The sequence below is a fragment of the Rathayibacter sp. AY1B8 genome (assembly GCF_002932775.1).
In the GTDB taxonomy this organism is placed as follows: domain Bacteria; phylum Actinomycetota; class Actinomycetes; order Actinomycetales; family Microbacteriaceae; genus Rathayibacter.
The window spans coordinates 12,919-25,543 of the sequence record NZ_PSWJ01000026.1 but is presented as its reverse complement, the minus strand read 5'-3'; the positions used below and the strand labels follow the sequence as shown (position 1 = coordinate 25,543).

The window sequence follows — 12,625 nt, the reverse complement described above, 5'->3', positions numbered from 1 at the left end:
GCCTCGCGGTGGGGTCCGGGTGGGCTGCGCTTCGCGGGAGGGCCGGGGGGACGGCGGCCGACGGGTCATGCTGATCGAGTAGCGAGCAGCGCGCGTATCGAGATCCCATGGCGCGAACGTGGAGCGAGTCGGTCGAGTACCCGCAGATGGACGCGCATGGGCGGTGCCTGCTGATCGAGTATTGCGCGGAGCGGGCGTGTCGCGCACAGGGGGCACGGGCGGGCTGCGGGCGGATCCGTGCCTGTCGGGTGGCGGCACAGGACGCCGGGGGCGACGGCGGAAGGGTCAGACGGCGGTGACGACGTCGATGAGGTGGGGGGCGAAAGGGGCGTCGAGGGCGAGGACGATGCGGGTGCGGGCGTCGAAGGGGTGGACGCCGCGGTAGATGCCGCGGAGGTCGGCGACGGTCTGGCCGCGGCCGGGGCCGTGGGTGACGTCGACAGTGACGTGGACGCGCGGGGCGGAGGTGAGGGCGACGGCGTCGACGGCGATCGCGGCGGCCATCGGGTCGTGCATGGCAGCGGTGCGCTCGCCGAAGTGGCCGACATAGAAGTCGAAGTAGAAGTCGAGCGCCTGCCCGATGGCCTGCGCGAGGGGATCGGGCGACGCGAGCAGGACGGCGCGATCCTCCTCCGTCAGCAGGTGCCGCATGGTCACGTCCAGGGGCACGAGCGTCAGATCCCAGTCGGCCGCGACGACCTCGGCGGCGGCCGCAGGGTCGTGCCAGATGTTGGCCTCCGCCACGGCGGTCACGTTGCCGGGGACCAGCGCGGCTCCGCCCATCACGGTCACCGAGTGGACGAGGGACGCTATCTCCGGGTGCGCACGGAGGGCGAGCGCGAGATTCGTCAGCGGGCCGATCGCGACCAGCCGCAGCTCGCCCTCGTGCTCACGAGCGAGACGGAGGAGGAGGTCGGCCGGATCCTCGTCGACCGGCTCGCCGCCGTCGGGCAGCGCGACCCCGCCGATGCCGTCGTCGCCGTGCACGTGCGGAGATCCGCCGGCGTAGTCCTCCTCGAGGAAGTGGTGCGCCCCCACGGCGACCGGCACGTCGTCGCGGCCGGCCAGCGCGAGCAGGCCGAGGCTGTTGACGGCGGCCCGGCGGGCGTCGGTGTTGCCGCTGACCGTGCTGATCCCGACGAGGCGGGCCCGGGGCGAGCGGAGGAGGTACGCCAGGGCGAGCGAGTCGTCGATGCCGGTGTCGCAGTCGAGGAAGACGGGGACGGTCGATGCGCTCACGGTGCTCCGATGCTCGAGGGTGGGGGACGCGTCGGGCACCGGCGGCCGACGCTCCCATTCTGCCGCTCCTCCGACGCGGCGCCCGCCGCCGACGATCAGAGCAGCGCGTAGGAGTCGCGGAGCCGCGCCCGCCACCAGGCGAGCCGCTCCGGTGACACGGCGTGACGGGAGAGGAGCTCCTCCGAGACCTCCACGCGGCCGACGGGGATGCCGCCGTCGACCGGCCGCAGCGGCCGCTCCGTGACGTCCGCGGCGAGGAGGGACGCGGTGCCGAGTCCGCAGTCGAAGGGCAGCTCGGGGAGCGCCGCGGCCAGGGCGGCGCCCATGGCGAGTCCGACCGAGCTGTCGATCGCGCTCGAGACCACCGCCGGCAGCCCCGCCTCGGCGACGAGCGCCAGCGCCCGGCGCGTCCCCCCGAGCGGCTGGGCCTTCACGACCAGCAGGTCCGCGGCTCCGGCCCGGGCGACGGCGAGCGGATCGGCGGCCTTGCGAACGCTCTCGTCGGCGGCGATCGGGATGCCCATGTACTTCACCCGGTAGCGTAGCTCCGCCAGCTCGTCGACGCTCGCGCACGGCTGCTCGACGTACTCGAGGTCGGACTCCGCGAGGGCGTGGACGGCGTGCTCGGCCTCGTCGAGGTTCCAGCCGCCGTTCGCGTCCACGCGGATCCGGCCCTCCGGACCGAGCAGGCGGCGGACCTCGACGACCCGGGCCACGTCGTCGGCCAGCGTCTGGCCGCGCTCGGCGACCTTCACCTTCGCCGTGCGGCAGCCGTGGTAGCTCGCGAGCACGGCGGCGACCTCGTGCGGTGCGACGGCCGGGATGGTCGCGTTCACCGGGATGCGGTCGCGCAGCGGTGCCGGCTGCTCGCTCCAGCCGTAGTCGATCGCCGCCCGGAGCCACGCCGCCGACTCCTCTGCGCCGTACTCGAGGAAGGGCGAGAACTCGGTCCAGCCCTCGGGGCCGCGCACGAGCGCGATCTCGCGGTGGTCCACACCGCGGAAGCGGGTGCGCAGCGGCAGAGCGACGACGCGGAGTCCCGCGTCGATCTCGCCGAGGGAGGGGAGCGGGGAGGCGGGCACGACGTCGTCCATCCGGCCATTGTCCACCGGCCGGGGCGACGCGGCGGCCACCCGGGCGCAGGAGGTCGGCGACGCGCGCGCAAGCCCCCGGGGTCCCTCCTCCGAGCGCCCGCCGAGGTGCCAGACTGACGAGGCTGCCGTTGGAGTCCGGAGGAGTGCGATGAGCCAGATGCCGATGAGCCCGCCGCCCGCGCCCGCCCCGGGCCCGACGCAGGGCTCCGTCCCCTCCCACCGCCCGCTCGGCAGGGGCGCCTGGATCGCGCTGGGCACGAGCCTCCTCGTGGGCGTCGTCTACACCGGCGTGCTCGGCACGCTCGTCGCCGTCGGAGTGGGCGGCGCGCTCGACTCCGCCGCCGGCAGCGCGTCGACGAGCGCTCCGGCCGAGCCGTTCGGCGACCCGACGGACGACCCGTTCGGCAGCGGGGACCCGTCCGATCCGCTCTACGACTACCCCGGCTACCAGGACGGCGACGCCGCGACGATACTCGGCCAGCCGTCCGCGGAGGACGTGCGCGCGAGTGCCGAGCAGGCCGTCGCGGCCGTCGAGGGCGCCGTCCCCGAGGAGTGGACCTCGGCCGACGACGAGTACTACGAGCAGTCGCAGAACGCCTACGGCGGGCCCTCGCTCCTGTACGACTACATCTCGGCGACCGAGTACGCCGCCGCCGCCGTCTCTACCGACGCCGACAGGCAGGCGGCGGTCGACCGCTTCACCGCAGCGCTCGCGCCCCTCGGCTTCGACGACGTCGAGGTGGCCGACACCCCCGAGGAGTGGTCGGAGGCGGGCTACGAGCTCGACGGCGACCTCTCGGACGAGGAGGCCTCGGCCGCGCTCTGGATCGTCACCGCGCGCTCATCCGCCGACCTCGTGCCCGCGATCGAGCTGGGCCTCGTCGACCTCGACGCCGATCCGACCGGCCTGGTCGCCGACATGCTCGACGAAGTCGGCCTCTCGCCGGACCCGCAGGGCGCGTTCCTGGCGGGGTACGCGAACGGGGTCCTCCAGGACGAGGACCGCGGCGAGTTCACCGACCGCCTCGAGGAGTACGGCGGAGTCGCCACGACCTGACCGGGCGCTACAAGCAAGCCCGTCCGCCCGCAAGCCCGAATCGGTGCACCGCCCGCGCCCTACGGTGAGGGGATGGCTGCACCCCGCTCGACCAGGCCCCTGCGCGACTACGCCGCGATCGGAGACGGTCGCACGGTCGCCCTGATCGCGAAGGACGGCAGCGTCGACTGGATGCCCGTCCCGGACCTCGGCTCCACCCCCGCCTTCGCCGCCCTGATCGACGCCGAGTCCGGCGGCTGCGTCGAGCTCGCCCCCGAGGAGCCCGCCGAGGTCTCGCGCGCCTACATCCGCGACACGAACGTCCTCGAGACCACCTTCACCACCGAGTCGGGCACCGTCCGCGTGACGGACGCGCTCGTCACCGGGATCGCGGGCCGCCTCCCGTGGGCCGAGCTCGCGCGCCGCGTGGACGGTGTCGACGGCGAGGTGCGGATGCGGTGGGCCGTGCGTCCCGGAACGGGACTCGGCCGGTTCTCCCCGTGGATCCAGAACGCCGACGGCCGCTCGCTCATCCGCGCCGGAGACATCACCATCGGCGTCACCGGGCAGGAGCACGGGCCCGACGGCGACGACGCGCCCTCCGGCGCCGGCGACGAGCTGACGGGCTCCTTCGTCGTGACCGCGGGGAAGGACGCCGTGCGGCACGTCCTGGTCGTGTCGGCCACGCATGACGAGCCGCTGCACTTCCCGGTCGCGAAGAACGTCGACCGCGGCATCGACCGCACCATCCGCAGCTGGCAGAACTGGTCGGAGGAGTTCTCCTACGACGGCCCGTGGTCCGAGGCCGTCCAGCGCAGCGCCCTCGCGCTCAAGCTGCTGATCTACTCGCCCACAGGAGCCATCGCCGCGGCCGCGACCACGTCGCTCCCGGAGTCGCCCAACGGCGGCAAGAACTGGGACTACCGCTTCGCCTGGGTGCGCGACGCCGCGTACACGATGCACGCGCTGGTGCGCTTCGGCCTGCGCGAGGAGACGCACGCCGCGCTGTCCTGGCTCCTCCGCACGATCAAGGAGCACGGGCCGGACCTGCACATCTTCTACGGACTCGACGGCTCCATGCCGACCGTCCTCGAGGAGTTCGACGTCCCGGGCTACGCCGGCATCGGCCCGGTCGTCGCCGGCAACGCAGCGCAGAGCCAGCTGCAGCTGGGCGTCTTCGGCGACCTCTTCGACATCTGCCGCATCTACGTCGACGAGGGCAACGTCCTCGACATCCAGACCGGTCGGCTCCTCGCCCGCGTCGCCGACACCACCTGCGACCTGTGGCGGAACCGCGATGCGGGCATGTGGGAGCTGGAGGAGGAGCAGCACTACACCTCCTCGAAGATGGGCTGCTGGCAGGCGCTCGACGCGGCCGTGCACCTGGCGGAGCTCGGCCAGGTCGCGGGCAGCCCCGACCGCTGGCGCTTCGAGCGCGACCGCATCCGGGAGTGGATCGAGGAGCACTGCTGGTCCGAGGAGCTCGGCTCCTACGTGATGTACCCGGGCAGCGAGGAGCTGGACGCCTCGGTGCTCCTGCACGCGCCCAGCGGCTACGAGCGCGGCGAGCGGATGATCTCGACCATCGACGCCCTGGTGAAGGAGCTGGGCCGCGGCGCGCTGCTGTTCCGCTACTCCGGCATGGAGGGCGAGGAGCACCCGTTCGTGGCCTGCTCGTTCTGGCTCGCCTCCGCCCTGGCCTGCGTCGGTCGGCACGACGAGTCGGTCGCCCTGATGGACGAGCTCGTCGCCACGGTCCCGAACGACGTCGGGATCATGTCCGAGATGATCGCGGTCGACGACCTGGCCTTCTGGGGCAACCTGCCGCAGGGGCTCAGCCACCTCGCGTTGATCAACGCGGCCATCACCATCGAGGAGCTGGCGCCGAAGAAGGTCGGCCGCGCGTAACCCCGCCGACGGCGTCCGCGCAACCCGTTGAGGGCCGGCTCCGAGGGGCGTAGACCGGTACCACCCCCTCGCACCGCACCCACAAGGAGCACCTCAGCATGGATCTCGGGATCACCGGCCGCACCGCCCTCGTCACCGGAGGCGACTCCGGCATCGGCCTAGCCACGGCGCAGCTCCTCCTCGCCGAGGGCGCGACCGTCGTGATCACCGACAAGGACCAGGCGGAGCTGGACCGGGCCGCGGCCGGGCTCGACGCTCCGGAGGGCCGCCTGCACGCCTTCGCCGCCGACGTCACCAGCACGGAGCAGCTCGCCGAGCTGCACCGCCGCGTGGCCGGAGCGGTCGGCGCGATCGACATCCTCGTGCAGTGCGCCGGAGTCACGGGGGCGCAGGGCCTGTTCCACGAGATCGACGACGAGGGCTGGACCAGCACGCTCGAGGTCGACCTGCTCGGGCCTGTGCGGCTCGTGCGCGAGTTCCTCCCCGACCTCCGCACCGGAGGCTGGGGCCGGCTCGTGCTCACCGCCTCCGAGGACGCCGTGCAGCCCTACGACGACGAACTGCCCTACTGCGCCGCGAAGGCGGGCGTCCTCGCCTTCGCCAAGGGCCTCTCGCGCTCCTACGCGCAGGAGGGCCTGCTCGTGAACACGGTCTCGCCCGCGTTCATCCGCACTCCGATGACCGACGCGATGATGTCCAAGCGCGCCGAGCAGAGGGGCACCTCGGTCGACGAGGCGATCTCGTCCTTCCTCGACGAGGAGCGCCCGTACATGGAGCTGAAGCGCCGGGGCGAGGCCGAGGAGGTCGCAGCCGTGATCGCCTTCCTCTGCTCCGACCGCGCCTCGTTCGTGAACGGCTCGAACTACCGCGTCGACTCCGGATCCGTCGCCACGATCTGATCCCCGCAACCACGGGCCCCGCCCAGCGCGCGCACCCCGCGCGTGCGGGCGCCGTCCAGCCGAAGAAGCCAGACTCGGGGCGGGACACCGCACCCGGCACTGCAAGAGAAAGGAACGGTCCATGACCACCACCCTCGAACGCCACGTCGAAGCCCCCGCGGGCTCCGGTGCCAAGACCAGCCGCCGCCAGAACGCGGAGAAGGGCTTCAAGGCCTCCAAGGAGCTGCTCGACAGCCTCCAGATCGTCCTCGTCGACCTGATCGAGCTCCACGTCCAGGGCAAGCAGGCCCACTGGAACGTCGTCGGCAAGAACTTCCGCGACCTCCACCTGCAGCTCGACGAGATCATCGAGGCCGCGCGCGAGTTCAGCGACGACATCGCCGAGCGCATGCGCGCCCTCCACGGGATCCCGGACGGCCGCAGCGACACCGTCGCCGCGACCACCACCCTCCCCGAGTACCCGCACGGCGAGATCGACACGGCCGAGACCGTCGACCTGGTCACGATCCGCCTCGAGAACACCGCCGCCACCATGCGCGAGGTCCACGACCAGGTGGACGAGGAGGACCCGACCAGCGCGGACCTCCTCCACGCGATCATCCAGAGCCTCGAGCAGTACGCCTGGATGGTGTCGGCCGAGAACCGCACCACCTCCGCCGCCAAGTAGGGGCGAGCACCGGAAGGGGACTCCGCGTCAGCGGGGTCCCCTTCCGTCTGCCCGGGCGGTGTCGAGTCGCCGTGCAGTCCGGATCAGTAGGGTCGTGGCATGAGCACGCAGGTCTCCGAACTGTTCGACGCGCACCGCTGGGCGGCCGTCGACGGCTTCGACGCACTCGAGGACATCACCTACCACCACGACCGCTCCGGCCGCATCGCGCGGGTCGCGTTCGACCGGCCCGAGGTCCGCAACGCGTTCCGGCCGCGCACGGTCGACGAGCTGTTCCGCGCCCTCGAGGACGCCCGGACGAACCCGCGCGTCGGCGTCGTCATCCTCACCGGCAACGGCCCGAGCCCGCGCGACGGAGGCTGGGCGTTCTGCTCCGGGGGAGACCAGCGGATCCGCGGCCGCGACGGCTACCGGTACTCCGACGGCGAGACCGCCGAGGGCATCGACTCCGCGCGGAACGGCCGCCTGCACATCCTCGAGGTGCAGCGCCTCATCCGCTTCATGCCGAAGGTCGTCATCGCGGCCGTCCCCGGCTGGGCCGCGGGAGGCGGGCACTCGCTGCACGTGGTCTGCGACCTCACCCTCGCCTCCGCCGAGCACGGGCGCTTCAAGCAGACGGACGCCGACGTCGGCTCCTTCGACGCGGGCTACGGCTCGGCGTACTTCGCCCGCCAGATCGGGCAGAAGGCCGCGCGCGAGGTGTTCTTCCTCGCGCGGGAGTACTCCGCGCAGCGCGCCTACGAGATGGGCGCCGTGAACGCGGTCGTCCCGCACGCCGAGCTCGAGACGACCGCGGTGGAGTGGGCCGAGACGATCCTCACCAAGTCGCCCACGGCCATCCGGATGCTGAAGTACGCGTTCAACGCCGTGGACGACGGCCTCGTGGGCCAGCAGCTCTTCGCGGGCGAGACCACGCGCCTCGCCTACGGCACCGACGAGGCCGTCGAGGGACGAGACTCCTTCCTCGAGAAGCGCGAGCCCGACTGGTCGCCGTTCCCGTGGCAGTTCTGAGCCGGAGGGCACGCAGGTGACCCGCCCGCTCGCCGGTGTCGACGCGACGGTCGAGGCCGTCCTCCTCGCTCTTCGCGCGGCCCTGGACGGCAGCGGCCCGGCGATCCGCGTCTCCGCCCCCGGCGCTGCGACCGCCTCCGAGGATGCCGTCGTGCCGCAGCGCGTCGCCGTCGTCGTCGAGACCTCGGGCTCGTCGGGGCCGCCCAAGCGGGTCGCGCTCTCGACAGCGGCCCTGCTCACCAGCGCCTCCGCGACCCTCGCCGAGCTGGGCGGGCCGGGACGCTGGCTGCTCTGCCTGCCGACCCACTACGTCGCGGGACTGCAGGTGCTCGTCCGCTCGCTGACCGCGGAGGCCGACCCGGTCGTCCTCCCGGCCGGCGGCTTCGACGCGGCGGCCTTCCTCGCTCTCGCTCGGACGATGCCGGCGGGGGAGCGGCGGTACTCCTCGCTGGTCCCCGTGCAGCTCGCGCGGCTGCTGGACCTCGCCGATCGCGATCCGGCCGCGGCCGAGGCGCTCCGCTCGTTCGACGCGCTCCTGATCGGCGGCCAGTCGACGCCGCAGCCGCTGCGGGACCGCGCCGCCGCCCTCGGTGCGCGCATCCGCCTGACCTACGGATCGAGCGAGACGTCCGGCGGCTGCGTCTACGACGGCGTCCCGCTCCACGACGTGCGGATGCGCGTCGAGAACGGGCAGGTGCTGCTCGGCGGCCCGACCCTCGCGGAGGGCTACCTCGACGCCGACGGCGCGATCGACCACGAGCGCAGCGCCTCCGCCTTCCTCGAGCTCGACGGGGAGCGCTGGTACCGCACGGGCGACGCGGGGTCGATCGTCGACGGGCGCCTCCGGGTGACCGGTCGGCTCGACCGCGTGATCGTGTCGGGCGGGGAGAAGGTCTCGCTCGACTCCGTCGAGGCTGTGCTCCGCGAGGGGCCCGTCCCCGACGCGGTCGTGGTGCGGCGGGCGGACGAGCAGTGGGGCGAGGTCCCGGTCGTCGTCACGGCGGAGGAGGCTCCCGCGCTCACCGACCTGCGCGCCCTGATCGCCGACCGCCTCGGGCGCGCCGCCGCTCCCGCGGCCGTGCTGCCGGTCGGCCGCATCCCCCTCCTCGCCTCCGGGAAGCCCGACCGCCGCGCCCTCGAGGTGCTCGCCGAGCAGGCCTGACCGGCTCCGAGCGTCGACGGGCCGGTGGGTAGGATTCCCTCCGTGTCGAGTACGAGTCGCAAGAAGAAGTCCTCCAGCGGCCGCCCCGGGGGCAGCCCGCGAGCGGTCGTCGTGAAGCCTGCCGGTCCCCGCGAGTGGATCGCCGGCGCCCGCCTCCGCACCCTCCCGCTGGCCGTCGCCCCCGTGCTCATCGGCACCGGAGCGACCCAGGTCGTCGACGAGGGCTGGCACTGGGTGCGCGCCCTGCTCTGCCTGGCCGTCTCGCTCGCCCTGCAGATCGCCGTCAACTACGCCAATGACTACTCCGACGGCGTGCGCGGCACCGACGCCAACCGCGTCGGACCCTCGCGGCTGACCGGCTCCGGAGCGGCGAAGCCCCGCCAGGTGCTCACCGTCGCCCTGGTCTTCTTCGGGATCGCGGCCGTCGCCGGCCTCGTGCTCACCGCCCTCTCGGGGCAGTGGTGGTTCCTGATCGTCGGCGCGGCGGCGATCGCGGCCGGCTGGTTCTACACCGGCGGACGCCGCCCCTACGGCTACCTCGGGCTCGGCGAGCTCTTCGTCTTCGTGTTCTTCGGCCTGGTCGCCACCGTCGGCACCACGTTCGTGCAGATCGGCCGCACCAACCAGGAGTCGTGGCTCGGCGCCGTGGCGGCGGGCCTGTTCGCCTGCGCCGTGCTCATGGTCAACAACATCCGCGACATCCCGACCGACCGCCTCTCGGGCAAGCGGACCCTCGCGGTCCTCGCGGGACCGGCCGTGTCCCGGGCGATCTACACGGGCTTCGTGCTGATCCCGTTCGGCATCGCGGTGATCCTCGCGCTGTTCTACCCGCTGGCATGGCTGACGCTCTTCGTGCTTCTGATGATCCTGCCGGCCATCCTGATCACCCTGACGGCGAAGACGGCGAAGGAGCTCATCCTGGCGCTGCAGCTGACCAGCCTGGGCGGGCTCGCCTACGCGGTCATCCTCGGGGCGGCGCTGGCGTTCTAGAGCGGCGGCTCGCACGAGGCGGGCTCGGGTGGGCCGGATTCGGGTGAGAACGGCTGTTGCGTGCCGGGCCTGGTGCGAGCGGGGTCAGCGCGTCCGAGGGGAGCCCTCGCCGGCGGGAGCGCCCGGCTCAGCGGTCGTCGCGGGTCGCGTCGACCGCGGCGTCCTCGACGTCGTCGTCGGTCGGGGCGCGCGGGACGTCCTTGCGGCGCTCGTAGATCGCCTCCGCGATGCGCTCGCGGGGCTTCCTCAGCAGGATGTAGGAGAGGGACAGGCTCGCGATCGCGGCGACGAAGCCCGCGGTGACCGCGGCCGTCAGCTCCGAGTCGACGAAGGTGCGCGCCGGCAGGTACACCAGCACGAAGACGCCGGCGAACATCGCCAGGCGCAGGAGCGAGTAGACGACGACCGCGCGGCTCAGTTTCACCGGGACAGTGTACGTCGGCCCCTGCACGCGCTTCCGTGAGCACCGTGGGAGCCTCCTGTCCAGCGTCCGTGCGGACCCTCCCCGACGGGGGTGCCGGACGTAGACTCGTGTCCATGATCCGCCTCGTCATCGGCCTGCTCGTGGCCCTCGCCGTCTTCACGGTCTACACCGTGATCGACGTCGCGATGAGCAACCGTCACGCCGTGCGGGCGATCCCGAAGTGGTCCTGGCTCCTGGTGGTGCTGATCCTCCCGGTCATCGGTGCGGGACTGTGGTTCTGGATCGGCCGCCCCCGAAAGCAGCGCGCCGCCGGCCGCCGCTACACCGCTCCGGACGACGACCCCGACTTCCTCGGCACCCTCCGCACCGAGCGCGACCCCGAGGAGGAACGCCTGCAGGCCGAGCGCATCGCCCAGCTCGAGCGCGACCTCGCCGACATGGACGAGCAGGGCGAGGCCGACGGCCCCGGCCGCCGGGATGCCTGAGCACCGGCCGGTCGCCCCCTCCACCCGATTCGCGGTCGACCTCCTCACCCGCTTCGTCGCGCTCGGCGTCCGCGACGTCGTCGTCGCTCCGGGCTCCCGCTCGCAGGCGCTCGCCCTGGTGGCGGCCGAGCTCGAGACCCGCGGCGACGTCCGGCTGCACGTGCGGATCGATGAGCGCTCCGCGGGGTTCCTGGCGCTGGGCCTCGCCCTCGAATCCGGGATGCCGGCGCTCGTCATCACGACCTCCGGCACGGCGACCGCGAACCTGCACCCGGCCGTGCTCGAGGCGGACGCCTCGGACGTGCCGATGATCGTCCTGACCGCCGACCGGCCCGACGAGCTGCGCGGCATCCGATCGAACCAGACGGCCGAGCAGCGCGAGCTGTACGGGCGTGCCGTGCGGCTGTTCGAGGACGTCGCTGCTCCGGACGACGCCTCCCGGCCCGAGGACGCGCGGGCGCTCGCCGATCGTGCCGTCACCGCGGCGCGACGCGGGCCGGTCCACTTGAACCTCTCCTTCCGCGATCCGCTCTCCTCCGCTCTGCCCCACATGGAGCGGATCGAACCGGTCTCGTCGCCCGCCGTCGGATCCGGGATCCCGCGTGCCGTCGTGACCGCCGGTCCCGGTGAGCCGCTCACGGTCGTCATCGCCGGGGACAAGGCGGGCGCCGCGGCCGAGGAGATCGCTCGCGCCGGCGACTGGCCGCTGCTGGCCGAGGTCTCCTCCGGCGCCCGCTTCGGACCGCAGCTCGTCGTCGCCTGGCGGGGCCTGCTCGGCGAGCCCGACTTCGGCGGACGCATCCGCCGGGCGATCGTGCTCGGACACCCGACGCTCTCCCGCGAGGTCCCCGAGCTGCTGCGGCGCGAGGACGTCGAGGTCATCGTCGTGGACGCCGTGCGCGAGCAGTTCTACAACCCCGGCCGGCGCGCCCGCCGCGTCGGAGGCGTCGACGTGGTCCGACCCGAGGGGTCGCCGCGTCCCGAGCGCGGCGAGCGCGCCTGGGCCGGATCCTGGGTGTCCGCGAGCCGCGCCCTGACGGTCGACCCCGACGAGCTGGACGAGGTCCCCGACGCCGGGTCGATGTCGGTCGAGGACCGCCGCGGCTACGCGCGCAACGCCCTCGCCGCGATCAGGGCACCGCTCACCCGCGACTTCGTCGTCGCCGCGGTCTGGAAGGTCACCTGGCCGCACGACCGGCTGCTGTTCGGAGCGTCGCGGCTGATCCGCGTCGCCGACGGGACCCTGCCTGGCAAGCGGATATCCGTCCTGGCGAACCGCGGCCTCGCCGGCATCGACGGCACGATCTCGACGGCTCTCGGGATCGCGGTGGCTTCGCAGGCGACCGAGCAGGGAGCCGGCGGAGTCACCCGGGCGGTCCTCGGCGATCTCACTCTGCTCCACGAGGCCGGCGGCCTCCTCCTCCCGCCCGGAGAGCGACGCCCGCGCGTGCAGCTCGTCGTCGTGAACGACGGGGGCGGCACGATCTTCGACGGACTCGAGGTCGCGTCGAGCTCGCATCCCGGTGCGTTCGACCGCGTGCAGTTCACCCCGCAGAGCGCCGATCTGGAGGCTCTCGCGCGCGCCTACGGGTGGGGCCACCGTCGTGCGGCGACGCGCGGCGAGCTGGAGCAGGCGCTGACCTCGCCGGGTGACGGGCCGGGCATCGTGGAGATCCGGCTCGAGCGCTGAGTCCGCGCGGGTCCGGTCGG

Annotated in this window: 12 protein-coding genes; 9 read left to right on the top strand and 3 right to left on the bottom strand. The window is 73.3% G+C overall.

From position 1 onward, the window contains the following. Positions 1 to 285: 285 nt before the first annotated feature. Together C5C63_RS13850 and C5C63_RS13845 are read right to left on the bottom strand one after the other, a co-directional pair. The gene (locus C5C63_RS13850) at positions 286 to 1,239 is read right to left on the bottom strand and encodes a nucleoside hydrolase (protein ID WP_104326266.1); all 954 of its coding nucleotides are present in this window, start codon (positions 1,237 to 1,239) and stop codon (positions 286 to 288) included. A 95-nt stretch (positions 1,240 to 1,334) separates the two neighbouring features. Next, entirely contained in the window at positions 1,335 to 2,333 is a 999-nt protein-coding gene (locus tag C5C63_RS13845; protein ID WP_104247928.1) for an o-succinylbenzoate synthase, read from the bottom strand. Positions 2,334 to 2,481: 148 nt separating this feature from the next. Here C5C63_RS13845 and C5C63_RS13840 point away from each other — a divergent pair, with 148 nt between their 5' ends. The 7 genes from C5C63_RS13840 to C5C63_RS13810 all read left to right on the top strand — a co-directional run bounded on the left by C5C63_RS13840 (position 2,482) and on the right by C5C63_RS13810 (position 10,006). Beyond that, entirely contained in the window at positions 2,482 to 3,390 is a 909-nt protein-coding gene (locus tag C5C63_RS13840; protein ID WP_104326257.1) for a hypothetical protein, read from the top strand. A 72-nt stretch (positions 3,391 to 3,462) separates the two neighbouring features. Next, entirely contained in the window at positions 3,463 to 5,277 is a 1,815-nt protein-coding gene (locus tag C5C63_RS13835; RefSeq protein ID WP_104233419.1) for a glycoside hydrolase family 15 protein, read from the top strand. Between the two features lie 98 nt (positions 5,278 to 5,375). Then, positions 5,376 to 6,176, top strand: a complete 801-nt coding sequence (locus C5C63_RS13830) for an SDR family NAD(P)-dependent oxidoreductase (protein WP_104266734.1) — start codon at positions 5,376 to 5,378, stop codon at positions 6,174 to 6,176. Between the two features lie 121 nt (positions 6,177 to 6,297). Beyond that, positions 6,298 to 6,843 carry a Dps family protein gene (locus C5C63_RS13825; RefSeq protein WP_104223596.1) on the top strand — a complete coding sequence of 182 codons (546 nt, stop codon included), beginning with the start codon at positions 6,298 to 6,300 and terminating at the stop codon, positions 6,841 to 6,843. A 99-nt stretch (positions 6,844 to 6,942) separates the two neighbouring features. After that, positions 6,943 to 7,854: a 1,4-dihydroxy-2-naphthoyl-CoA synthase gene (locus C5C63_RS13820; protein WP_104249778.1), complete on the top strand. Its 912-nt coding sequence runs from the start codon at positions 6,943 to 6,945 to the stop codon at positions 7,852 to 7,854. Positions 7,855 to 7,870: 16 nt separating this feature from the next. Beyond that, the gene (locus tag C5C63_RS13815; RefSeq protein ID WP_104326256.1) at positions 7,871 to 9,016 is read left to right on the top strand and encodes an AMP-binding protein; all 1,146 of its coding nucleotides are present in this window, start codon (positions 7,871 to 7,873) and stop codon (positions 9,014 to 9,016) included. A 42-nt stretch (positions 9,017 to 9,058) separates the two neighbouring features. Next, positions 9,059 to 10,006 (top strand): 1,4-dihydroxy-2-naphthoate polyprenyltransferase, encoded by a 948-nt coding sequence (locus tag C5C63_RS13810; RefSeq protein ID WP_374953116.1) that lies wholly within the window; start codon positions 9,059 to 9,061, stop codon positions 10,004 to 10,006. Positions 10,007 to 10,133: 127 nt separating this feature from the next. Here the strand turns inward: C5C63_RS13810 and C5C63_RS13805 are convergent, their stop codons facing one another. Beyond that, positions 10,134 to 10,430, bottom strand: a complete 297-nt coding sequence (locus C5C63_RS13805) for a DUF4229 domain-containing protein (RefSeq protein ID WP_104239140.1) — start codon at positions 10,428 to 10,430, stop codon at positions 10,134 to 10,136. 113 nt (positions 10,431 to 10,543) lie between these two features. Here C5C63_RS13805 and C5C63_RS13800 point away from each other — a divergent pair, with 113 nt between their 5' ends. Together C5C63_RS13800 and menD are read left to right on the top strand one after the other, a co-directional pair. After that, positions 10,544 to 10,915 (top strand): PLD nuclease N-terminal domain-containing protein, encoded by a 372-nt coding sequence (locus C5C63_RS13800; RefSeq protein ID WP_104225908.1) that lies wholly within the window; start codon positions 10,544 to 10,546, stop codon positions 10,913 to 10,915. Further along, positions 10,908 to 12,605 carry a 2-succinyl-5-enolpyruvyl-6-hydroxy-3-cyclohexene-1-carboxylic-acid synthase gene (menD, locus tag C5C63_RS13795; protein ID WP_104326255.1) on the top strand — a complete coding sequence of 566 codons (1,698 nt, stop codon included), beginning with the start codon at positions 10,908 to 10,910 and terminating at the stop codon, positions 12,603 to 12,605. Before C5C63_RS13800 ends, menD begins: the two co-directional genes overlap by 8 nt. Positions 12,606 to 12,625: the final 20 nt, after the last annotated feature.